This is a genomic window from Nocardiopsis sp. NPDC057823 (assembly GCF_042797335.1).
Classification (GTDB): domain Bacteria; phylum Actinomycetota; class Actinomycetes; order Streptosporangiales; family Streptosporangiaceae; genus Nocardiopsis; species Nocardiopsis changdeensis.
Map to the genome: position 1 here is coordinate 308,464 of NZ_JBHVLR010000003.1, position 20,352 is coordinate 328,815.

The 20,352-nt window shown below is 73.1% G+C and carries 32 protein-coding genes and 1 tRNA gene; 24 read left to right on the forward strand and 9 right to left on the reverse strand.

What is annotated here, in order from left to right:
• Nucleotides 1-23: 23 nt before the first annotated feature.
• Genes ACFVNO_RS07890 through ACFVNO_RS07900 form a run of 3 tightly spaced genes read right to left on the reverse strand, consistent with a single transcriptional unit; the run spans nt 24 to nt 2,685 of the window.
• Nucleotides 24-830, reverse strand: a complete 807-nt coding sequence (locus tag ACFVNO_RS07890) for an ABC transporter permease (RefSeq protein WP_220559663.1) — start codon at nt 828-830, stop codon at nt 24-26.
• Nucleotides 827-1,813 (reverse strand): ATP-binding cassette domain-containing protein, encoded by a 987-nt coding sequence (locus ACFVNO_RS07895; protein WP_378890386.1) that lies wholly within the window; start codon nt 1,811-1,813, stop codon nt 827-829. Before ACFVNO_RS07895 ends, ACFVNO_RS07890 begins: the two co-directional genes overlap by 4 nt.
• Nucleotides 1,810-2,685, reverse strand: coding sequence for an alpha/beta hydrolase (locus ACFVNO_RS07900; protein WP_378890389.1), 876 nt, complete (start codon nt 2,683-2,685; stop codon nt 1,810-1,812). Before ACFVNO_RS07900 ends, ACFVNO_RS07895 begins: the two co-directional genes overlap by 4 nt.
• A gap of 352 nt (nt 2,686-3,037) precedes the next feature.
• Here ACFVNO_RS07900 and ACFVNO_RS07905 point away from each other — a divergent pair, with 352 nt between their 5' ends.
• On the forward strand, nt 3,038-3,535 hold the full coding sequence (locus ACFVNO_RS07905; RefSeq protein WP_355269344.1) for an SRPBCC family protein: 498 nt from the start codon (nt 3,038-3,040) through the stop codon (nt 3,533-3,535).
• 238 nt (nt 3,536-3,773) lie between these two features.
• Here ACFVNO_RS07905 and ACFVNO_RS07910 read toward each other — a convergent pair.
• Nucleotides 3,774-3,846, reverse strand: a tRNA-Ala gene (locus ACFVNO_RS07910).
• A gap of 163 nt (nt 3,847-4,009) precedes the next feature.
• Here ACFVNO_RS07910 and ACFVNO_RS07915 point away from each other — a divergent pair.
• On the forward strand, nt 4,010-4,303 hold the full coding sequence (locus ACFVNO_RS07915) for a co-chaperone GroES (protein ID WP_220565614.1): 294 nt from the start codon (nt 4,010-4,012) through the stop codon (nt 4,301-4,303).
• 52 nt (nt 4,304-4,355) lie between these two features.
• On the opposite strand, the gene ACFVNO_RS07920 is transcribed toward ACFVNO_RS07915, so the two are convergent.
• Nucleotides 4,356-4,952 carry a TetR/AcrR family transcriptional regulator gene (locus ACFVNO_RS07920; protein ID WP_378890393.1) on the reverse strand — a complete coding sequence of 199 codons (597 nt, stop codon included), beginning with the start codon at nt 4,950-4,952 and terminating at the stop codon, nt 4,356-4,358.
• Nucleotides 4,953-5,102: 150 nt separating this feature from the next.
• Here ACFVNO_RS07920 and ACFVNO_RS07925 point away from each other — a divergent pair, with 150 nt between their 5' ends.
• Nucleotides 5,103-6,875, forward strand: a complete 1,773-nt coding sequence (locus ACFVNO_RS07925) for an ABC transporter ATP-binding protein (RefSeq protein ID WP_355269422.1) — start codon at nt 5,103-5,105, stop codon at nt 6,873-6,875.
• A 72-nt stretch (nt 6,876-6,947) separates the two neighbouring features.
• On the opposite strand, the gene ACFVNO_RS07930 is transcribed toward ACFVNO_RS07925, so the two are convergent.
• Together ACFVNO_RS07930 and ACFVNO_RS07935 are read right to left on the reverse strand one after the other, a co-directional pair.
• Entirely contained in the window at nt 6,948-7,364 is a 417-nt protein-coding gene (locus ACFVNO_RS07930) for a nuclear transport factor 2 family protein (protein WP_220559660.1), read from the reverse strand.
• A gap of 39 nt (nt 7,365-7,403) precedes the next feature.
• Nucleotides 7,404-8,447, reverse strand: coding sequence for an FAD-dependent monooxygenase (locus ACFVNO_RS07935; protein WP_378890397.1), 1,044 nt, complete (start codon nt 8,445-8,447; stop codon nt 7,404-7,406).
• A 194-nt stretch (nt 8,448-8,641) separates the two neighbouring features.
• Between ACFVNO_RS07935 and ACFVNO_RS07940 the strand changes: the two genes are divergently transcribed.
• Nucleotides 8,642-9,649, forward strand: coding sequence for a tyrosine-type recombinase/integrase (locus ACFVNO_RS07940; RefSeq protein WP_378890400.1), 1,008 nt, complete (start codon nt 8,642-8,644; stop codon nt 9,647-9,649).
• Between the two features lie 56 nt (nt 9,650-9,705).
• On the opposite strand, the gene ACFVNO_RS07945 is transcribed toward ACFVNO_RS07940, so the two are convergent.
• Together ACFVNO_RS07945 and ACFVNO_RS07950 are read right to left on the reverse strand one after the other, a co-directional pair.
• Nucleotides 9,706-10,470, reverse strand: a complete 765-nt coding sequence (locus tag ACFVNO_RS07945) for a hypothetical protein (protein WP_378890403.1) — start codon at nt 10,468-10,470, stop codon at nt 9,706-9,708.
• 102 nt (nt 10,471-10,572) lie between these two features.
• Nucleotides 10,573-10,959, reverse strand: coding sequence for a hypothetical protein (locus ACFVNO_RS07950; protein ID WP_378890406.1), 387 nt, complete (start codon nt 10,957-10,959; stop codon nt 10,573-10,575).
• A gap of 174 nt (nt 10,960-11,133) precedes the next feature.
• On the opposite strand from ACFVNO_RS07950, the gene ACFVNO_RS07955 reads away from it, so the two are divergent.
• The 20 genes from ACFVNO_RS07955 to ACFVNO_RS08050 are packed head-to-tail and all read left to right on the forward strand — an operon-like array spanning nt 11,134 to nt 20,316.
• Nucleotides 11,134-11,376 (forward strand): helix-turn-helix domain-containing protein, encoded by a 243-nt coding sequence (locus ACFVNO_RS07955; protein WP_378890409.1) that lies wholly within the window; start codon nt 11,134-11,136, stop codon nt 11,374-11,376.
• A complete protein-coding gene (locus tag ACFVNO_RS07960; RefSeq protein ID WP_378890412.1) occupies nt 11,376-11,645 on the forward strand; it encodes a hypothetical protein in 270 nt (89 codons plus the stop codon). The genes ACFVNO_RS07955 and ACFVNO_RS07960 overlap by 1 nt, the downstream gene beginning before the upstream one ends.
• A 51-nt stretch (nt 11,646-11,696) precedes the next feature.
• Nucleotides 11,697-12,122 (forward strand): hypothetical protein, encoded by a 426-nt coding sequence (locus ACFVNO_RS07965; protein WP_378890415.1) that lies wholly within the window; start codon nt 11,697-11,699, stop codon nt 12,120-12,122.
• A gap of 2 nt (nt 12,123-12,124) precedes the next feature.
• Nucleotides 12,125-12,688: a hypothetical protein gene (locus ACFVNO_RS07970; protein WP_378890418.1), complete on the forward strand. Its 564-nt coding sequence runs from the start codon at nt 12,125-12,127 to the stop codon at nt 12,686-12,688.
• Between the two features lie 2 nt (nt 12,689-12,690).
• Nucleotides 12,691-13,158 carry a hypothetical protein gene (locus ACFVNO_RS07975; protein WP_378890421.1) on the forward strand — a complete coding sequence of 156 codons (468 nt, stop codon included), beginning with the start codon at nt 12,691-12,693 and terminating at the stop codon, nt 13,156-13,158.
• Complete coding sequence (locus ACFVNO_RS07980) at nt 13,155-13,736, forward strand: hypothetical protein (RefSeq protein WP_378890424.1); 582 nt, start codon at nt 13,155-13,157, stop codon at nt 13,734-13,736. Before ACFVNO_RS07975 ends, ACFVNO_RS07980 begins: the two co-directional genes overlap by 4 nt.
• A gap of 3 nt (nt 13,737-13,739) precedes the next feature.
• Complete coding sequence (locus ACFVNO_RS07985) at nt 13,740-14,732, forward strand: Rad52/Rad22 family DNA repair protein (protein WP_378890427.1); 993 nt, start codon at nt 13,740-13,742, stop codon at nt 14,730-14,732.
• Nucleotides 14,725-15,375 carry a hypothetical protein gene (locus ACFVNO_RS07990; RefSeq protein ID WP_378890430.1) on the forward strand — a complete coding sequence of 217 codons (651 nt, stop codon included), beginning with the start codon at nt 14,725-14,727 and terminating at the stop codon, nt 15,373-15,375. Before ACFVNO_RS07985 ends, ACFVNO_RS07990 begins: the two co-directional genes overlap by 8 nt.
• On the forward strand, nt 15,372-15,590 hold the full coding sequence (locus ACFVNO_RS07995; RefSeq protein WP_378890433.1) for a hypothetical protein: 219 nt from the start codon (nt 15,372-15,374) through the stop codon (nt 15,588-15,590). The genes ACFVNO_RS07990 and ACFVNO_RS07995 overlap by 4 nt, the downstream gene beginning before the upstream one ends.
• Nucleotides 15,590-16,021 carry a hypothetical protein gene (locus tag ACFVNO_RS08000; protein WP_378890436.1) on the forward strand — a complete coding sequence of 144 codons (432 nt, stop codon included), beginning with the start codon at nt 15,590-15,592 and terminating at the stop codon, nt 16,019-16,021. Before ACFVNO_RS07995 ends, ACFVNO_RS08000 begins: the two co-directional genes overlap by 1 nt.
• Nucleotides 16,021-16,242, forward strand: a complete 222-nt coding sequence (locus ACFVNO_RS08005) for a hypothetical protein (protein ID WP_378890439.1) — start codon at nt 16,021-16,023, stop codon at nt 16,240-16,242. The genes ACFVNO_RS08000 and ACFVNO_RS08005 overlap by 1 nt, the downstream gene beginning before the upstream one ends.
• Before the next feature lie 2 nt (nt 16,243-16,244).
• The gene (locus tag ACFVNO_RS08010; protein WP_378890442.1) at nt 16,245-16,703 is read left to right on the forward strand and encodes a hypothetical protein; all 459 of its coding nucleotides are present in this window, start codon (nt 16,245-16,247) and stop codon (nt 16,701-16,703) included.
• Nucleotides 16,693-16,971, forward strand: a complete 279-nt coding sequence (locus ACFVNO_RS08015; RefSeq protein WP_378890445.1) for a hypothetical protein — start codon at nt 16,693-16,695, stop codon at nt 16,969-16,971. Before ACFVNO_RS08010 ends, ACFVNO_RS08015 begins: the two co-directional genes overlap by 11 nt.
• The gene (locus tag ACFVNO_RS08020; RefSeq protein ID WP_378890448.1) at nt 16,964-17,668 is read left to right on the forward strand and encodes a hypothetical protein; all 705 of its coding nucleotides are present in this window, start codon (nt 16,964-16,966) and stop codon (nt 17,666-17,668) included. Before ACFVNO_RS08015 ends, ACFVNO_RS08020 begins: the two co-directional genes overlap by 8 nt.
• Complete coding sequence (locus ACFVNO_RS08025) at nt 17,665-17,946, forward strand: WhiB family transcriptional regulator (RefSeq protein ID WP_378890451.1); 282 nt, start codon at nt 17,665-17,667, stop codon at nt 17,944-17,946. Before ACFVNO_RS08020 ends, ACFVNO_RS08025 begins: the two co-directional genes overlap by 4 nt.
• Nucleotides 17,943-18,704, forward strand: a complete 762-nt coding sequence (locus tag ACFVNO_RS08030; protein WP_378890455.1) for a hypothetical protein — start codon at nt 17,943-17,945, stop codon at nt 18,702-18,704. Before ACFVNO_RS08025 ends, ACFVNO_RS08030 begins: the two co-directional genes overlap by 4 nt.
• Complete coding sequence (locus ACFVNO_RS08035) at nt 18,683-18,904, forward strand: helix-turn-helix domain-containing protein (protein ID WP_378890458.1); 222 nt, start codon at nt 18,683-18,685, stop codon at nt 18,902-18,904. Before ACFVNO_RS08030 ends, ACFVNO_RS08035 begins: the two co-directional genes overlap by 22 nt.
• A complete protein-coding gene (locus ACFVNO_RS08040) occupies nt 18,901-19,425 on the forward strand; it encodes a hypothetical protein (RefSeq protein ID WP_378890461.1) in 525 nt (174 codons plus the stop codon). Before ACFVNO_RS08035 ends, ACFVNO_RS08040 begins: the two co-directional genes overlap by 4 nt.
• On the forward strand, nt 19,425-19,877 hold the full coding sequence (locus tag ACFVNO_RS08045; RefSeq protein WP_378890464.1) for a hypothetical protein: 453 nt from the start codon (nt 19,425-19,427) through the stop codon (nt 19,875-19,877). The genes ACFVNO_RS08040 and ACFVNO_RS08045 overlap by 1 nt, the downstream gene beginning before the upstream one ends.
• Entirely contained in the window at nt 19,867-20,316 is a 450-nt protein-coding gene (locus ACFVNO_RS08050; protein WP_378890467.1) for a hypothetical protein, read from the forward strand. Before ACFVNO_RS08045 ends, ACFVNO_RS08050 begins: the two co-directional genes overlap by 11 nt.
• Nucleotides 20,317-20,352: the final 36 nt, after the last annotated feature.

Here is a 20,352-nt window from a genome sequence, read left to right on the forward strand (position 1 = left end):
TCCCCACCACCGCGCTGCCCCCGCTACCGGGCGGCCGCCCGGTAGCGGTGCACCGCCAGCGGGACGAACACCGCCAGCAGCACCAGCGGCCACACCAGCGCCATGAGCAGGGCGTTCTGCGCCACCCAGGAGTCGGACACCACCCCGGGCGAGCCGAACAGGTCGCGGGCGGCGATCACCGTCGCCGACAGCGGGTTCCACTCCGCCAGCGGGGCCAGCCAGCCGGGCATGCTCGACGTGGGCACGAACGTGTCCGCGACCATGGCCAGCGGGAAGACCAGCGAGAAGAACTTCATGGCGGCCTCGGGGCTGCGCACCACCAGCCCCAGGTAGATGCCGATCCAGGTGAAGGCGAGCCGCAGCCACAGCAGCAGCCCCAGGGCGGCCAGCGCCGAGAGCCAGCCCTCGTTCCAGCGCCACCCGATGAGCAGGCCCATCCCGGCCAGCACGGCCAGGTCCACCACCCCGGAGACCACGTCGGAGACGCTGCGCCCGGCCAGCAGCGCCGACGGCGCCATCGGCAGGGTGCGGAACCGGTCGATGACGCCCCTCCCGGCGTCGGTGACCACGGCGATGGTGGTGTTGCCGATGCCGAAGGCCATGGTGAGCGCGAAGAGGCCCGGCATCAGGAAGTCCCGGTAGTCGTCCACCCCGGCGGCGGCGCCCATGGTCTCGCCGAACACGAACCCGAACAGCAGCACCGCCAGCACCGGGATGAGCAGGGTGCCGATCAGCTCGTCGGGCTTGTGCACCAGGTGGGACAGGTAGCGGCGGGCCACCACCCCGGTATCGGACAGCGCCCATCCCAGGCGCCTGGCCATCACGGTCATCGCGGACCCTCCCCGGTGGTCGCGTCCTCTCCGGTGCGGCGGCCGGTCAGGCTGAGGAACACCTCGTCCAGGCTGGGCCTGCGCAGCGCGATGTCCTCCACCTCCAGCCCGGCCTCGTCCAGGGCCCGCACCACCTTGGCCAGCTCACTGCCACGCCCGCCCACGGGTGCGCGCACCGTCTGGGTGTCGGGGTCGACGTCGAGCGGGGCGCCGCACACCCGGCCCAGCACCTCCACGGCCTTGTCGACCTCGGAGGGGTCGGTGACCACCACCTCCACGCGGCTGCCGCCGACCCGCCGCTTGAGCTCGTCGGGGGCGCCCTCGGCGATGACCCGGCCGGCCTCCATCACCGACACCGTGTCGGCCAGCCGGTCGGCCTCCTCCAGGTACTGGGTGGTGAGCAGCACGGTGGTCCCCCGGTCGACGAGGTCGCGCACCGCCCGCCACACCTCGGCGCGGCTGCGCGGGTCCAGGCCGGTGGTGGGCTCGTCCAGGAACAGCACCTGCGGGTCCAGGATGAGGCTGGCCGCCAGGTCCAGGCGGCGGCGCATGCCGCCGGAGTAGTGGCGGACCGAGCGCTCGGCGGCGTCGGTGAGGCCGAACCGCTCCAGCAGCTCCGCGGCCCTGGCCTTGGCCTCCCTGGGCCGCAGGTGGTGCAGGCGGGCGAACATCTCCAGGTTGCGCCGGCCGCTGAGCACCTCGTCCAGGGCGGCGTACTGGCCGGTCAGGCCGATGCGCTCGCGCACCCGGCGGCTCTGGGAGGCCACGTCGTGCCCGGCCACCCGGACGCTGCCCTCGTCGAACCGGACCAGGGTGGACATCACCCGGACCGCGGTGGTCTTGCCCGCGCCGTTGGGCCCGAGCAGGGCGTGCACCGTGCCCGGGCGCACGACCAGGTCGAACCCGTCCAGGGAGGGCCGGCTCCTGGACGGATAGGTCTTGCGGACCCCCTCGGCGAGGATCACCGGTCCGTCGGCGGTCACCGGGTGATCCTCTCCCCCGGGACGGCGGCCGCCCGCTGCGCGGGCAGGGCGGCGGACCGGGCCGGGGCGACCGGTCGGGGCAGCGGGGTGCGGGCCACCGGGTCGACCAGGGTGACCTCCTCGTAGCGGCCCAGGGCGATCCGGGCCATGTTGCGCACCGACTCGCTGCCCTCGGTGTAGTAGGCGCAGTGGCCGGGGATGTCGCCGGTCTCGATGCGCAGGCCCCCGAAGCCGGGGCGCAGCGGGGTGGGTCCGTGGCCGATGTCGCCGAGGCGGCCGCGCGGGAAGCGGCGGATCCAGTCGTCGCGTCCCTGGGCGACCCAGAGGTTCCCGGAGTAGCGCAGGTCGGCGGTGGAGGAGCCGCCCATGCCGGGGCTGCCCAGGGCGATGCAGTCGTCGACGCGGCCCTCGGCCAGCGCCAGGCCGCACACGACGGTCCCGTAGCTGTGCCCGACCAGGGTGATGTGGGCGTCGCCGGGCAGGTAATGGGTGAGCCGGACGAGGTCGGGGGCGGCCCGCCGGGCCGGTCCGCGCATCGCGCCCTCGAAGAATCCGCGGGGGGTGTCGTAGCCCATCCACACCACGACGGCGAAACTCTCCCCCGTGGCGATCTCGCCCATGGTCCGCAACAGGGTCGCGCCGTTCACCCGGGGGCGGGTGGGACGGCTCGGGTCGAAGTAATTCCCCAGGTAATTGTCGTTTCCGGGGACGAGGACGATGATGTGATCGGCGGTCGCCGGATCACCCAGGGCCTCGACGATGCGCCCGTCGCCGGACTCGTCGTAAGCCAGCAGTCGAAGGCCGTTCCACTCCTGCTCCTCGTAGTGCAGAGGCGCCAGGGGCGGCGCGGTCCGGGGGCCCGCCGTGATCATGATCCTCCGTCGGATCGAGGGATTCTCTAACGGTTTCGACGTTAGATGCGCGGGTCGCCGCATTCGATGGTGCCGACTCCCGATTCACCGTCCACCCACGCCCACCCCGCGGGTGGTGGTGGCACTACCGACGAAAGTGGTGGAGGCCGCGTGAGCTGCGATTCCTCCATTCTTCGCGGGAGATCCGCAGGTGAATTGTCCCCTCTCTCCATTCGCGTGTCCGAAACCGGCCGCCGACCGTTCACCGCCCGCACACCGTTCGAACGTCCGGGGAAATTCCGGGGAATCGTCCGGTACCGGACCGCTCGGCCGCACCCTCGATTCCGTCACCCCCGCCGGTTAGGGTCGGCCCATGGGACCACGACCGACAGGGCGGCTGGCGGCGACCGACACGGGCCGCGACCTGGTACTGACCCGCACCTTCAGGGCACCGATCGAGGACGTGTGGGCGAGCGTCACCGACCCCGACAGGACCGCGCTGTGGTTCGCGTCGTGGACCGGTGAGCCCGGGCCGGGCCGGACGGTCCGCTACCGCCTCACCCTGGAGGAGGGCGCCCCGGAGGGCGACCTGCGCATCGACGCCTGCGAGCCGCCCCGGCGACTGGCGGTGAGCAGCGAGGACGAGTACGGCTCCTGGCGGCTGGAGGCCCTGCTGTCGGCCGAGGCGGGAACGACGACGCTGACGTTCGTCCACCACCTGGATCCGGACACCGACCTCGGGTCGATCGGGCCGGGCTGGGAGTACTACCTCGACGCGCTGGCGGCCTCCCGCGAGGGGGAGCCGCTGCCCGCCTTCGACTCCTACTTCCCGTCCCAGCAGGCCTACTACGCGGCCCTCACCCCGACCTGAGCCACCCCCGCACACATGTGAGGTCCGCCACTCCCCTGCCGGGGATCACCTTGGAAAGCACGCCGCGGGCGCAGCCCGCACACGATGTAAGACCAGGCACCGCCGAGGCCCACGATGCACGCGGCCCCCGCCGCAGGGGGTCACCTCGGGGGGTTCGGGGGGTCTCCCCCCGGCAGGCACGACGAAGACGACCCTGCGAGCGCGTCCAACGCGCGAGCAGGGTCGTCTGAGAGTCGAGTGGAGCTATGGGGATTCGAACCCCAGACCTCCTCCATGCCATGGAGGCGCGCTACCAACTGCGCCATAGCCCCTGGTGCGCCGCTCGGTTACCCCGGTCGGCGATGGAATTACTGTACCGAAGGTTAAGAGGTGGTTGAGCCAGGGGGGCGGTCCCGTGGCCGGTGGTGGCGGCGGACGGCCCGGGCCGGGGGCGAATACCCTGGGGGTGTGCCCGAATCAAAGCTTGAAATCCAGATGCTCCACGACCGCCTGCTGGTGAAGACGGTCCCCGACAAGAGCGAGCGGCGCAGCAGCGCGGGTCTGGTCATCCCGGACACGGTGAAGCTGGCGACGCGGCTCGCCTGGGGTGAGGTCGTGGGCGCCGGCACCGGCGCCCGCCATGTCAAGACCGGGGACCGGGTCCTGTTCGACCCGGAGGAGCAGGGCGAGGTCGAACTGAACGGCGAGCGGTACATCATCCTGCGCGAGCGGGACGTGCACGCGATCGCCAAGGAGGCCCCGGAGCGGGGTACCGGCCTGTACCTGTAGCACCCGTCGCCTCCGGGGCCCGCGGGCTCCCGGAGGTCCGCTCCGTATCGGGTCAGTCGTCCCGCCCGGGCCGCCGCTCCACCGCTTTGACGAGCGAGTGCAGGCACAGGGTGAGCGCTTCGTAGGCGGGGACCCTGGCCGTGGTGACGTAGGTCCAGCCGGCGTACAGCCCGGACCACAGCAGCTGTTCGGCCCACAGCGGGGTGATCCTGGGGTCGATGGTGCCGTCCTCGTGCCCCCGGACGATGAGCGCCTGCAGGGCCAGGTCGGCGGCGCTGCACTCGTCCTGGTCGCGGGCGTCCTCGGCGAGGTCGTCGGAGCCGAACGCCAGCATGATGACCTTGCGCAGCGTGAAGTACTCGGCGACGAGCCGGGTGAACGCCTCGATGGCGGTCCCCTCGGTGGTGCGCGCCCGCTCGCAGGCCTCGTTGGAGAGCTCGTCCGCGTAGTCGCGCAGGGCTTCGATGAGGTCGGCCCGTTCGGCGAAGTAGCGCTGCAGCGTGCTGCGGGCGACCCCGGCGGCTCTGGCCACCTGGGACAGGGGTGCGGCGGGGTTGTCTCCGAGGACCTGCACGGCCGCGTCCAGGATGGCGCGGCGGGTGCGGGCACGGGTCCTCGTCTCTTCCTCTGAGGTTGCGCTCTTCACCATGCGCTCATCCTAGGCTTGCGGGTATTTGGTTGACAATAATCGGTCACATATGACCTAATTTCAAGCATGGCTGATCGCATTGAGACAAACGATGCCCCGATCCCGGCGGAGTCCCCGCCCGGGGAGGAGCCGCGCTTCGCCCAGATGAAGGTGCTGTGGTCGTTCGTGCGCCCGCACCGCCGCAAGCTCCTGCTGGGCCTGGTCCTGGCGCTGCTCGGCTCCGGGCTGGAGCTGGCCAACCCCATGGTGGTCAAACTCGTCCTGGACACCCTGGCCGAGGGGGGCGGGCTGACGCTGCCCATCGTCCTGCTGCTGGGCCTGTTCGCCGTCGGCGCGGTGCTGGGCATGTACCACTGGATCCTGATGGGCACCGTCGCCGAGAAGGTCGTGCTGGACGCGCGCACCTCGCTGGTGCGCCGCTACTTCCGGGCCGCGCTGATCCCGCTGTCCCGCCGCTCCTCCGGCGAGCTGGTCACCCGGGCCACCTCCGACACCGTGCTGCTGCGCGAGGCCGCGTCCACGAGCGTCATCAGCCTCATCAACGGCGCCGTGCTGCTGGTCGGCACGCTGGTGATGATGGCGGTCCTGGACCTGGTCCTGGTCGCCGTCACCGCGGCCGCGGTGCTCATCGTGACGGTCCTGTTCCTCACCCTGATGCCCGCCCTGGCCAAGGCACAGGAGAAGGCACAGAACTCCCTGGGCCTGATGGGCGGCGTGCTGGACGGGGCGCTGCGGGCGATCCGCACCGTCAAGGTGAGCCGCGCCGAGGAGCGCCTGGGCGACACGATCCTCGTCCACGCCCGCGAGGCCGCCGAGCACGGCGTGCGGGCGGTCCGCCGGGAGGCGGTGGCCTGGACGATCGCGTTCAGCGGCATCCAGCTGGCGATCATCGCCATCCTCGGCGTGGGCGCCCTGCGGGTGGCCTCCGGCGACATCGGCGTGTCCACCCTGATCGCGTTCCTGCTGTACGCGTTCACGCTGCTGAACCCGGTCATGGAGCTGTCCCAGAGCGTGAGCACGCTGCAGTCGGGCATCGCCGCGGCCAAGCGGATCCGCGAGGTGGAGGCGATCCCGCTGGAGCCGGCCGCCGAGGCGCCCGCGGGTCCGGCGCCGGCTCCGCTCGGCGGCCGCCCCGCCTCCGCCAACGGGCACGGCCCGGACGCCCTGCTGGAGCTGCGGGGGGTGACCGCCCGCTACGCCCCGGGCGCCGCGCCCGCGCTCCGGGACGTGGACCTGGTGATCCCCCGGCGGGGGCACACCGCGATCGTGGGCCCGTCGGGGGCGGGCAAGACCACGGTGCTGTCGCTGCTGCTGCGCTTCCTGGAGCCGGAGGGCGGCGAACTGCGGGTGGGCGGCACCCCCTACCGGGAGCTGACCCCCGAGCAGGTGCGCGCGCACTTCGCCTACGTGGAGCAGGACACCCCGGTGGTGCCGGGCACCCTGCGGGACAACCTGCTGTTCAGCCGCCCGGAGGCGACCGAGGAGGAGATCCGCCGGGTGGTCGGGGACGTCCGCCTGGCCGACAAGATCGACGCCCTGGAGGAGGGCCTGGACACCCCGCTGGACGCCACTGCGTTCTCGGGCGGCCAGCGCCAGCGGGTGGCCCTGGCCCGGGCGCTGCTGCGTTCGCCGGACGTGCTGCTGCTGGACGAGGCGACCTCGCAGGTGGACGCCATCACCGAGGCGGCGATCACCGAGAGCGTGCGGCGGCACGCCGACCGGGCGGCCGTGGTGACGGTGGCGCACCGGTTGTCGACGGTGATCCACGCCGACCGGATCATCCTCATGGAGGAGGGCGGGGTGCGCGCCCAGGGGACGCACACCGAGCTGCTGGAACGCGACGAGCTGTACCGCGACCTGGTCGCGGCGCTGCACATCGCCGAGGTCGGGGCCGAGGTGCCGGAGCCGACCGCGGCCGGCTGAGCCGCGGGTGCGTTCGGCCGCGCCGCCCCGGCCCGGGGTCCCCGGGCCGGGGCGGTCCCGTGTCCGGGCCGGTCAGGGCGCGGCGGGCGCCCCGGCCACGCCGAACGGGTTGTCGATGACGTACCGCCACAGCCCGTCGGCCCCGCGCCGGGCCACGTCGGTGGCGGTGCCGCGGATGTCGACCTCCCGCCCGTCGGGGCCGGTGCCGCGCACCTCCCAGTCGACGATGAGGAAGGCGATGTCGCCCGCCTGGTGGACGTGCCGGGGGCTGACCGCGATCGGCACGCCCAGGGACATGAACCGGGCGTTGCCCTCGCGCCGCGCGGCCCCGGTCAGCGGGGCGGCCGGGTCCAGGACGAGGATCCCGTCCTCCTCGTAGACGCGTTCCACCAGGTCGGGGTCGCCGGAGTTGAAGGCGCTGGCGAACACGGCGGGGTGTTCGCGCACGTCGGTGGTCAGGGGCAGTACGTCGGTCTGTGATCCGCTCATGCCCCCAGCCAACCGTGCGGCCGCGCCCGGGTAAAGCGGTTATCCCAGGAGCGCCCCGACGGTGCGCAGGGTCCCGTCGCGCAGACCGGTGAGGCGGGTGGCGGTGGCGAGCTCGCTCATCGCCCGGGAGGCGCGCACGAGGCGGGCGGCCGGGCGGCGGCGCTCCCGGTCGTAGCGGGCCAGCCCCTGGTCGACGGCGGGGGCCTCGCCCAGCGCCCGGGCCAGGGCGGCCGCGTCCACCAGGGACTCGCAGGCGCCCCGCCCCAGGTTGGGCGCCATGGCGTGGGCGGCGTCGCCGATGAGGACGCGGCGCCCGTGCACGTAGGAGGCCGGGGCGGGCAGGTCGTAGAGGGTGCGCCGGTCGACGGCGGTGCCGGGCAGGGCGTCCAGGACCCGGGTGACCCCCGCGTGCCAGCCGCCGTACAGCCGGCGCAGCAGGACGAGGGGGTCCGCCCCGCGGTCGGGCGCCAGGTCGGCGCGCACGGCCGCGTACCAGTTGGCGGCGCGGCCGTCCATGGGGGTGACGCCGAAGAGGCGGCCGCTCCCCCAGGTCTCGGTGAAGGTCGCGACATGGCCGGGCACGGCTCCCCGGTAGGCGACGGTGCCCAGCCCCCGGGAGGCGGGCGCGGCGGGGAAGGCGCCGCGGCGGACGGCGCCGTTGAGGCCGTCGGCCCCGACGACCACGTCGAATCCGCCCACTCCGGCGGCGGCCTCCTCCGGGGTGACGGGGGTGTTCCAGCGGACCGTTCCCGCGGGCAGGGCGCCGACCAGGATCTCCAGCAGCGCGGAACGGGCGACCAGGCGGGCGGCGGGGGCGCGCCGGTCCAGGCGCACGAGGGTCCGTCCGGCGGGGTCGGCCAGCCGCGCGGCGGTGGGGACGCTCCCGGCGGCGCGGACCGCCGCCCCCAGACCGAGCCGGTCCAGGGCCTCCAGGGCGGGCGGCCACATGCCCAGCGCCCCGCCGATGTCGGGCGGGCCGGCGTGGCGTTCGCGCACCTCGACCTCCCAGCCCCGGTCCAGCAGGCCGCGGGCGGCGGCGAGTCCGGCGATACCGCCTCCGACGATGAGTGCTCTACCGTTCATGGCCCCACGCTACTACGATCATAGTAGCCCGTCACTACGTTTATAGTCACCCCGGGCCCGACTCCCCCCTTCGCCTCATACGACGCTCTCACCTGCGGAAACGCCGACCGGACGAAATCTGATCGGTCGGATAGCGTTCGTGGGTCGTACTATCTCGCGCTGTCCGACCGGCTCCCCAGCAGGAGTAGTGCGACATGACCCAGCCACGAAAAACCGAGTTCCATCTCCTCATCGACTCGTGGGCCCGCTGGCTCCGCGCCGACGTGAACAGCGCCGGCGAGCCCAAGAGCGACTTCACGATCCGCAACTACACCTCGACCATCCGGCGCCTGGGCGACCACCTCGCCGCCGAGGGTCTGGTCGGTGAGGAGCCCGGCGCGACGGGCCTGATCGAGGTCGCCGCGGTCACCCGCCAGGACATCGCCGGGTGGCTGGGCAAGCTCCGCCGGGAGTCCTCCGCGAACAACGCCAACCACCACCACCGCAACCTCACGGCGTTCTATCAGTGGGCGATCCACGAGGAGGAACTCCTCCACAAGAACCCGATGAACTCGGTGAAGGCCTTCCCGCCGGGGCAGGTCGACCGGACCCCGTACCGGGCCGACCAGATCAAGGCCATCCTCAAGGCCTCCGACCGGCCGGGGTTCCTGCCGCGGCGCGACCACGCCATCCTGCGGATGTTCCTCGACACGGGGGTGCGTGTCGGCGGCCTGGTCGCCATGCGCTACGACCCCGACTTCCCCCGGGCCGACAACCCCGGGAAGAACGATGTCTTCCTGGACGAGCCGGTGCCGCTGGTGCGCCTGCGCATGAAGGGCGGCCGCGTCATCTTCGTCGACATCGGCAGCAAGACCGCGGTCGCCCTCGACCGCTACCTGCGCGAGCGCGCCAAGGCCCCGGGCGCCGGCCTGCCGAACCTGTGGCTGTCGCGGGACGGGCTGTCCGCGCTCGGCACGCGGGGCGTGCGCGCCCTCGTGCGGCGCCGCACCGACGACGCCGGGTATCCCGAGCTGCGCTCGCACCCGCACAAATGGAGGCGCACCGTGGCCGTGGACCATCTGCGCAACGAGATCTCCGACCGGACCATCATGCGGCGGCTGGGGTGGAAGTCGTCCACCATGATCGACCTGTACGCCTCCGAGGCCGCCGACGCGCTGGCGTGGGAGGAGTCCCAGAAGCACCGGATCGCCGACCGGTACTGACGCGCGCGAAGGGCGCCCCGACCGGACCGTGGTCGGGGCGCCCTTGCGTGTCGGCGTCAGGAGGCGGCCGGGGAGGGGTCGGAGGTTTCCTGGTGGTCGGGTGCCAGCGTCTCTGCTGGCGGGGTGGACGGGGGCAGGGTCGGCGACGGTGATGGTGACGGCTCACGGTCGTGGATGCGCTCCGGCCCGGAGGGCTCGGGGACTCGCTGGGTGGCGTCCGGGGTGCGCGGGGGGCGCGGCGTCGACTCGGCGGCGGGGGCCGCCGGGGCGTCGGAGGCGCCGGTGTCGGCGCTCGGGGAAGTAGGTGCGGACGGCTGCACCGGCGAGGCCACCTCGGTATTCCCTTGGGCGGGCGCGGCGGCGATCGTGTGCGTGGTGGTCGCTTCTGCCGCCGGGAGCGGGGGCGGCGACTGGGGGGTGGGCGGGGTGAAGGTGGCTCCGGCCGCCAGGACGACGGCCGCGAGGACGCCTGCCTCGCCGTGGCGGGCGATGCCGGCCACGGCGACCAGTGCGAAGCTGCCCCCTCCGCCGCGGATCACGCGGAGGTGGGGGCCGCCGTTGCGCCGTCGTCCGGGGCGTCCGGCCTTGGGGCCGTGCCCTCGCCGAGGAGTGGCGGGGGGCGAGGCCAGGAGCTGCTCGGCGCGCGCGCGTTCGGCCTGCGTGTGGGCGGCCTTGGCGGTGGCGTCGATGCGTTCGATACGGCTGGTGATGGCGCGGATCCGGCGCTTCATGCGCCGGTTGGAGACGAGCAGGACCGCGATCGCGAGCGCCATTGCCAGCGCGATCAGGCCTGCGAGGGCGAGCAGGAACACAGGGAACATCGGCGACTCCCCATTACGGACCCCTCCGTAGAGTCATCCTGTCTCGGGATGAGACGCCGTACCCGTATTTTGTGCACGATCTACGCTTTTTTTACCTGCCCGTTATCCAGTGGCGGAATCCCGGGCGATCAGGTCGCGCTGGCGCAAAGCGCCGATCAGGTAGATCTTCTCCTCCTCGGTGAGGGCCGAGAGGGACCAGATGGCTTGCTCGCGCGGATCGTCGAAGACCGCCGGCGGCGAGGGGGGACCGCTGCGGACGACGGGCGTGGGGTCTCCCCCGTCGAGGACCTGCTGCTGGGATCCGTACTCCCACTCGAACGCGGCGTGGATGCGCCGGTCGAGCTTGGCGGTGACCCGCCCGCCTTTGCGCCACTTGTAGAGGGTCTGCGGCGAGACGTTGGCGGTGCTCGCCACCTCTTGGAGATCGAGCCCGAGTTCGTCGGCACGGTGCTGCGTGAGGGTCCACAGGCGGTCCGAATGCTCGGTCACGACACCTCCCTTCCTTGGTGCGGCCTTCATGGCGCGCGCATGTGAATGCATCTAAACGCATGCACTGTAGCACTGACTGGATCAACACGTCGCTGAAAGTGACGTGACCGTGGCCGTATAGATAGGTGTATGCGTGCGCTTGCACGCGCATCTACGCGCATCTATATTGGATACATGAAGACCTACCGCTTCCTCGGCGCAAAGGCGCGCCGACGCCGCGAAGAGATCGGTCTCACCACCCGCCAGGTCGCGACCATGATCGGCGTCACCGCAGGTCACGTCCGCAATCTGGAGACCGGAAACTCAGACATCAGCCCGCCCACGTACAAGCTCCTGTGCGGAGCGCTGCACGTGGAGATGGACGCCCTCCGCGAGGAGATAGACGACCGGCTCGACGACGACGGGGAGGCCGCGTAATGGCCGCCGCCGACCCCGACCGCCGGGCCGCGAACGCCCGCTACGCCTCCATCCACTCGTGGGCGCGCACCGCCGACCGCGCCGCCCGCACCCGACCGGCCCGACGCGCCTCCGACTCCTGGGAGCGGTGGGAGCGCCTGGTCGACCCCGACGGGTCCATGAAGCCGACGGCCCGCCGCAAGGCCGCCGAGGCCCGCCGCACCGCCCATTACGTCGAGATGGGCCGCCGCTCCGGCGCGGCCCGCCGGGCCAAGCGCACCGCCGCCTGACCTCCCCACCAGCCACGATCCGGCCCGTCCGCGCGGGCCCTGGGGGTCCCCATGCAAACCATCTGGAAGCTGGCGTACCGAGGTGTCATCACCCTCGGCGCCGCCATCGAGAACCGCCTCGACAAGCCCCTGCCGCTCCGGCCCGCACCGGCCGACCCCGGCGGGCCCACCACCGCGCAGCGGCAGGCCCGCGCGCTCGTCGCCGCCGTGAGCGTCATCGCCTCCGAGACCGAGCTGCCGCCCGTGTCGTGGACGGTCTCCGACGTCTCGCCCGACTGCGCCGACGGCCACGTGCACACCCGCTCCAACACGCGGGACCGCGCCGCCGTCGCCGCGTGGGCGCGCGCCCTGGAGACCGAGGTCACCGAGACGCCGTCCCGCGACGGCCAGTGGGCGACCGTCTCCGCCGAGGCCTGCCGGGGCAGCGTCACCCTCCGCGTCTGGGCTCGCATCGACCTCACCGCTGAGAGGGGCTGACCATGGCCACGCGAGGATTCATGGGGTGGGTGAGCGGCGGCCGCGAGGTCATCGCCTACAACCACTGGTCGTCCGAGCCCGAGGGGCTCGGGCTGGACATCCTGGCCTGGCTGGTGAACACCGACCACGCCGCCGCCCGCCAGCGCATCACCGAGGTCCGCGTCGTCGACCCCGAGTCGACGCCGACCGCCGCCGACATCGAGCGGCTGCGCGAGCACACCGACACCAGCATCGGCGACGAGGTCGAGACGGACTGGTACGGCCTCCTGCGGGGCACCCAGGGGCGACCGGCCGCGACGCTGGCCGCCGGGGTCGTCGCGGACGCCAGCGACTTCCCCTTCGACGTCGTCTCGTGTGAGTGGGGCTACATCGCCGACTTCGACGCCGGGGTCTTCGAGGTCTACATGGGCTTCCAGTACGAACCCCACGACAAGGGCCGCTTCGCCTCCCGGCCCCGCCCGGAGGACGCCGAGGCGTACCCGGCCGCCCTGTTCACCTCCTTCCCCCTGTCGGACCTGCCGACCCCGGACGCCTTCGTGCTCGCCTGCTACCCGGAGGAGGAGTAGCCGTGGAGTACATCACCATCGAGCCCAACACCGAAGGCCACTGGCTGGCGCGGGACGACGACGTCGACCCGTTGACCCTGGTGGGCCCGGAAGGGCACAACCGGATCACCCTGCGGCGCGACTTCTCCTCCGCCGGGTGGGTCAACGACATGGGTCACGTCCGGCCCGAGGACTTCCCGCGCAACGTCTTCGGATCGTGCGTGCTGGTCGCCCTCGGCGCGGCCGTCAGGCCCTACGCCGGGACCGTCGTCATCACCGGGTGGGACCTGACCGCCGAGCGCGAGGTCGTCGACCTCGACACCGAGCGCATCGAGAACGTGTGCGAGGCCGTGCGGCTCGCGCTCGGCATCGACCCCGACCCCGACGGAGCCATCCACCCGTCCCAGTGGGCCCGGGACATCCGCGCCTTCGCCGAGAAGGTGCCGACCATGCCCGCGCCCACCATGCGGTTCGTCGGCGGGACGCTGTGAGCGCCCCGGCCGTCCCGACCCGGCTCGCCCACCGACCGACGGTGGGCGGGCTGGTGGTCCCGTGGGTGTCCCTGGAATCGGACCGGGGCCACCACCTCGGGCAGGTGTCCGAGGGCCGCCGGGTGGCCGCCCTCCGGGGCCGCCTGTGCCAGATCTGCGGCGAGGCCCTGTACCTCGACCGGTACGTCCTGCTGGGGCGTGCCTCCGACGAAGCCCGCGGCTACGTCGTCGAGCCCGGCATGCACCCCGAGTGCGCCGCCTACTCGGTGAAGGCCTGCCCGATGCTCACGGGCGCCATGGACCACTACCGCAAGCACCCGGTCGACATGTCCGGGCGGAGCTGTCCCGACCCCGACTGCGGATGCAGCTTCCTGCCGTCGCCGGACTCGACGGTCCGCGCGGGCCGCCCCGCCGACACCTTCTTCAAGGTGCTGGCCGCGACCACCACGGACTACCGGCTCGCCCTCACCCAGGACGGCATCGCCCTGGCCTGGCCGCAGCAGCCGCTGAGGGTCCGCACCGTCGCCACCGGCGCCCTCCGCGCCGCCCTTGACCTCATCACCCAGAAGGAGAACTAGACCATGTCCCGGACGTCAAAGTCACCCGGTGCGCCGGGAGCCAAGGGAGGAGAGGGCCTCCTGGGGGAGACCCGCCCGAAGACCCTCCCTGCGTCCGGTCCCCAGGCCGGACCGGAGGCCGCCGTCCACCCCGGCCCCGGTCCGGCCACCCCCCTCATCGCCGCGGGCCCGAGCAGCCTCACCGAGCACCAGCTCGGGCAGCTGTTCAAGCCGATCGACCCGGCCCGCGTCGCGCTCCACAGGGGCAACGCCCACCTCCAGGGGTGGGACGTGCGCCGGTCCCTGACCCGCATCTTCGGGTTCGGCGGCTGGTCGCCGCAGACCCTCCAGCTCACCTGCCTGCGGGACTTCGCCCGCATGGTCCCTGCGACTGAGAAGAGCGAGGGCGGCACCCGCTTCTGGGCGACTTACCTCGCGCAGGTCCGCCTCACCGTCCGCACCATCGACGGGCGCACCCTCGCCTTCTACGACGACGCGGCCGTTGAGGAGGCGTCCAAGCAGGTCACGCACGGCGCGGCCCACGACCTCGCGGTGAAGGCCGCCCTCACCGGGGCGCTCAAGCGGTGCGCCGTCAACTTGGGTGACCAGTTCGGGATCAGCCTGTACCGCAAGGGCCCCGACGACCTGAAAGCGCAGGCCTCGGTCATCTGGTCGGTGGCGCACCCGCCCAAGGACATGAGGGTCACCGAACAGACCGGGCCCGTCGATGTCCCCACCAACGAGGAGGACTCCCTCCTCGTGGACGCCCTGTTCCGTGCGATCGCGGAGGCCCGCGACCCCGCGACGCTCAACGAGATCTCCCGCCGGGTGAACGAGGAGGCCCGCGCCGGGCTCGCCCCCGAGTGGGTCGACGAGCTGAAGGGCGCCCTGAAGCTCCGGCTCGTGAACCTCACCCGCGAGCCCACCCCGGACCAGATCGCCGCCGCACAGGACGCCGCCGCCGAAGCGCCGCAGGACGTCCCCAGCCACCACCACCGAGGAGGCCGCCGTGCCTGACCTGTCCCGCCCCGCCCGCGTCGCCGCACTCAAGGTCCTGGCGGACCGTGTCACCGCCGAGTACGAGGAAGCCCGCGCCGACGCCGAACCGCACTTCAAGGCCCTCTCCGAGGAGATGGGCGTCAAGTCCATGGACGTGCGGATGCCCTCCGGGGAGTCCGCCGGGACCGTCACCATCCGGTCCTCGCGCCGCAAGATCGCCTGGAACGAGGACGCCCTGCTCGACCTGGTCGAGCGGGTCTCGCCGCAGGAGATCGACGAGGAGATCGACCCGGCCGCCCTGGAGGACCGCGACCTCCTGGAGCTGCTCCGTGAGGCCCGGCCCGACCTGGTCCGCCGGACCGTGAAGCCCGCCACCCGCAAGGCGTTCGCCGAGCTGGTGTCCGACGAGGGCACCCTGATCGACCGCACCAGCGGCGAGGTCGTCACCGTCGCCACGGTCGAGTACACGCCGGTCACCGGCGCCTTCACCTACGCCCCGAACACTCGCGCGCAGGAGGCCGTGCTGGAGGCGTGGCACCGCGGCGAGCTGGCCGGGGTCGGCACGTCCCTGGTGCCCGCCCTGGAGGCCGGCACCGACAGGGACGGGCCCGCCGACACCACCGACACGTTCGCGTCCGGCCCGATCGGAGACATGTCGTGATCCCCACCATCATCGGCGTCGTCGTCTGCTCCGCCCTCACCGGGACCGCCGTCCACCTGGTCCACGCCCGCCGCGCGGACGAGGCCGAGATCGGCGACTTCCACGCCCGCCGCGAGGTCATCCGCCTCCGCGAGGTGAACGCCCGCCTGTCCGTGCGGTGCGGCCACTGCGGCACCTCGCGGGCCCTGCCCGCCCCGGCCCGGACGGAGCGGTGATGGACGACTTCGATCAGCGGATGCGCGCCAAGGTGGCCGCCGCGGGCGTCGTCGCCCTGGACAGCACCACCTGGAGTCGGCAGCGCGCCCTCGACGTCACCCGGGAGAACCGCGCCCGGCACCGGTCGCACGCCGCAGCCTGCATGGACCCCCACGTCGCGGCCGTCGCCGAGGCGCTCATCGAGGACCTGAACGTCGACCCCGAGGACATCGTCGACGTCACCCTCATGCTCTGCGGCCTGCTCTCCACGATCGCCCTGATCCATCAGCTCAGCCCGGCGATGGCGAACATCGGCTCGCTGGTCGCCGACGACATCGAGCGCACCCTGCACAAGCCCACCGCCCGCCGGTGGTGGCACCTGCGGCACGCCGCCCGCTGCCGCCAGTGCGGCCAGGCGTGGCCGTGCCGGGTCTCGGAGGGGGGCCGGTGATGAAGGAGACCCGCTGGGGCCGCACTGAACGGGCCGTGCACCGGGCCGCCGCCCGCGCCCGCCGGCGCCTGCTGCACACCGCTCCCATCGAGGAGATGCCCGACCACCCCGAGCAGGTCCGCGACCTGCCGCTCGACGACCAGACCGAGTTCGACGACATCGCGTTCGACCTGTTCGACACCGCCGCCGTCCGCCTGTCCATCCGCCACTGGGGGTACTGACCATGGCTCTGCCGTCCCAGATCGCCCGCGCCGACCACACGCCCAAGGCCGGGGTCCGGCCCGACGACCTGGCCGGGCGCACCCGGCACCTGTGCGCGAACCCGGAGACGACCGAGGAGGAGCGCGAGGCCGCGCGTCGGATGGTGCTCCGCCTCGCCAACCGCCACGGCTGCACGGAGGAGACGTGCCCCGACCCGGTCGCGCACGCCGCCGACGTCGCCGCCGCCCGCGAGGTCCTCGACTACCTGTTCGTCGAGGCCACGCCGGACGAGCCGTCCCTGCCCGAGCTGCTCGCGGCCGTGTCCGGCCGCCGGGCGCCCCGGCCGCGCCAGGCCGAGCCCAAGCACGGCACCCTCCGCGGCTACCAGAACCACCTGATGGAACGCACCAGCCCGTGCCCGCCGTGCATCGCCGCGAACGGCTACCACCCCGAACACGAGGAGTCCCCTGATGCAGCGTGAGTTCACCGCCGAGGTCGGCCCGACCGGCCGCGGCGTCATCACCCTGGAAGGCCGCGAGATCAGCAACGCCGTCTCCGGGTTCACCCTGGAGGCCGCCCCCGGCGAGTACACCACCCTGACCCTGCGCATCGACGCGGCCCACACCAGGCGACTGGTCGGCCAGGCGGAGGTGATCCTGCCCGACGACACCGTGAACCTGCTGCTGTCCCTGGGGTGGACGCCGCCCCCGGCCGGGTCGGACGCCCCCGGCGGTGGGACCGATGGGTAGGCCGCACGGGTACGTCCGGTACAAGGTCGAGGGCTGCCGGTGCGAGGTGTGCACGGAAGGGAACCGCACCTGCTACAACCGCCGGACCCGCCTCATCGCCTACGAGCAGTGGCGCCCCTACGTCGACGCCGAACCGGCCCGCGCCCACGTGCGCGCCCACATGGAAAAAGGCATCGGCTGGATCATGTTCGCCCGGCTGTGCGACGTGCCCCGGGGCACCGTGAGTGTGCTGCTGTACGGCCGCAGCGGCCGCGCCCCCTCGCGCACGGTGCGGTCCACCACCGCCGCGGCCCTGCTCGCCCTGGAGGTCGAGCAGGTGGACGTCGTCGACCTGCTCGACCCCGGGGTCTGCATGCTCCACTGCGTCGGGGCGGCCCGCCGCCTCCAGGCCCTCGTCGCCCTGGGGTGGTCTCTGCGCCACCTGGCCCGGGAGCTGGGGGTGTCCAAGTCGTCCATTGAGCGGTGGGCTCATGGGCGCCCGATCACCGCGGAGTACTTCATCGCGGTCCGGGACCTGTACGACCGGCTGTGGGCCGCCACCCCGCCGCAGCGCACCACCCAGGAGGCCGCCGTGGTGGCCCGGGTCCGCGAGTACGCCGCCCAGCACGGCTGGGTCAGCGCGCTCGCGTGGGACGACACCGACCTCGACAACCCTGCGGCCCGCCCGCAGGGCGTGCTCCGGAGGGCCGCCTCGTGACCGGCCCCGACCAGTCCTGGCGCCGCCGGGCCGCCTGCAAGGGCATCCCGCTGTGGCTTTTCTACGGCTCTGAGGGGGAGCGCGCCGACCAGACCCGCGCCCGTGAGGCCCGCGCCATCGCGGTGTGCGACCGGTGCCCGGTCGCCGACCTGTGCCTGCTCGACGACATCACCCGCACCCAGCCCTCCGACATCGTCGGCATCCGGGCCGGGCGCACCGCCACCGCCCGCCGCTCCTACCGGCGCCGCTGGCTCGACCGAGAGGCGGCCGCCGCATGAGCACCACCGTGGACACCGCGCTCGTCGAGGGCCTGCGCATGGCCGTGCCGCTGCACATCCTCACCCTGTACGGCCGCTCCCGGGCCGAACTGCTCGTCATCGCCTCCAACAGCGGGACCGCCTTCGGGCACCGCGGCGATGCCCTCCAGTTCCCCGCGCAGGGCCCGGCCGGGCGCCGGACCGCCGCCGAGGGGTTCAACGCTCTCGCCCGCGGCCTGGCCGCCGCCGTCCACCTCAACGGCGTCGTCGACGCTTTCGGCCTGCACTGGTGTGTGCGCGACCACGACGGGTGCCCGCACGGGCCCGAGCCCGCCACCGGGCTCCGCCCCGGCGCCTACCAGGAGATAGCCGAGCGCGCCGCCGACCTCATCACCGCCCTGGAGGCCCTCATGGGAGGCCCCCTCGCCGGGCCGCCGGCCGACCGCACCGTCGAGGTGGTCCTGGAGCACCGGCCCGCCCTCGCCGAGGGCGAGGTCACCGTCGACGGCGAGGCCACGACCGTCACCTACACCTACGCGCACGGCGCGCCCGAGCGCGACCTCATCGAGGCCGCCCTGTACGGGGGCGGTCCCCCGCCCCTGCGGTGGGTGCGCGACCGCCTCGCCGAATGGGTGGTGTACCTCGACGAGCCCCCGCACCGCACCCACCGGTACCGGGGCGGGCTCGCCACCACCACTCTGACCGGCCGCATCGGCGGCCGCCCCGTCATCATCCGCGCCGTCCCCGAGGAGGCCCCGTGTCCGCACCGCACCCGCTGATCGCCGAGCTGCGCACCCTGCGCACGGAACGGGGGCTCAGCATCAACGCCCTGTCCCGGGCGCTCGGCTACGCCGCCCCGACCATCCAGTCGTGGGAGGCGGGCCGAACCGTCCCCAACCTCGACGTCCTGACCGACTACGCGACCGTCATGGGCGTGCGCGTCGTCCTGGAACCCGCCGCTGAGAGGACCGCCGCATGAAGCTCAAGCTCGACACCAAGATCGGCCCCGCCGCCGAGAAGGCCCTGGAGCCCTACATCGGCAAGCTCTACGACATGCAGGGCCTGAGGCTCATGGCGATCGTGGAGATCAAGCAGGAGGACAAGAACGCGCCGCCGCCCGACTCCGACGCGGGCCTGTGGGTGAAGGCCCGCATCGCCTCGCTGGAGGTCGCCTCCCCCGAGCAGAACGACGCCCTCCGGGAGGCGCAGCGGGCCCTCTACCTCCAGAGGACCGCCCGCGGCACCCTCGACGAGGACGGCTTCATGCAGCTCGACGAGCGCACCCTGGAGCTGACCGCCGGGATGCTGCACGTCATCGAGACCGCCCGGCTGACCGCCGCCCTGCGGCACTGGGCCACCTACGCGCGCCGCGTCAACGGCCAGCCCGAGCTGACCCTCTCCGAGGTCCGCCACGAACTCGACGCCATCGCGAACGGCCTGACCACCGCCCTCGACCACGCCCGCGACGACATGGGCGACGAGGCGGGGGGTGAGCGGTGATGGGCCGCGTCACGGCGTGCGCCGCCGAACACACCCGCTCCGGTGAGGTCCACGTGTGCGGCCGGGAGCTGGGGCACCGCGGCGACCACCACGCGGGCCCCGGCGTCACCTGGCCCGCCATGCTCGGGCAGACCCGCCAGGTCACCCTCGGCGTCGTCGGCGACCTCGGCCGGACCCTCGGCACCCTCTACCCCGACGGGACCGCGGTCGTCTACCTGACGGTCGGCGACCGGCCCGCCGAGCTGCACCTCACCGCGGCCCAGCGCGCCGAGCTGCTCGACGCCGTGCTGCTGCCCACCGAGATGGTCGTCCCCGACGAGCACGACCCCGACTCGCACGTCGTCGTCACGGTCCCGCCCGTCCGGCGGCCGGGGGCGCACCGGCGCATGCCCGACACCATGCCCATCCCGGTCCCGGCCGAGGCGCAGGGGGGTGGACGCGATGCCGCGTGAAGCCGAATCGGAGGAGCGCCTGCGCATCTCCCACGCGACGTTCCTGGCGGCGATCCGAGCCGCCAAGGGCGACCAGGCGGCGACCGGCGAGGTCCCGCACGGCCTGAGGCTCCTGGCGGGCTCGAACATGGTCGTCCACATGGGCGGGTGGGCCGGGTTCGTGAAGCACTACCACCCCTCCAGCGGGGACTTCGCGATGCCGACCGTCGAGAACGTGCGGACCGGGCGCCTGGTGCCGGTCGAGGAACTGCACGGCCGCGTCGACCTGCTCGCCGGACGCCTCGCGGCCGCCTTCCTCAACGACGACCTGGACAGCGCCGTCGCCCTGTGCCAGACGGCCGCCGGCCAAGGGGTGCAGTGGCAGGTCACCTACTTCGTGCTCCGGCAGATGGCGGAGCTGGTCGCCCCCTACGTCCCCGACGAGGAGGTGGGGCTGTGAACCGGATATCCGCACCGTACTCCTCGTCGTTGCCGA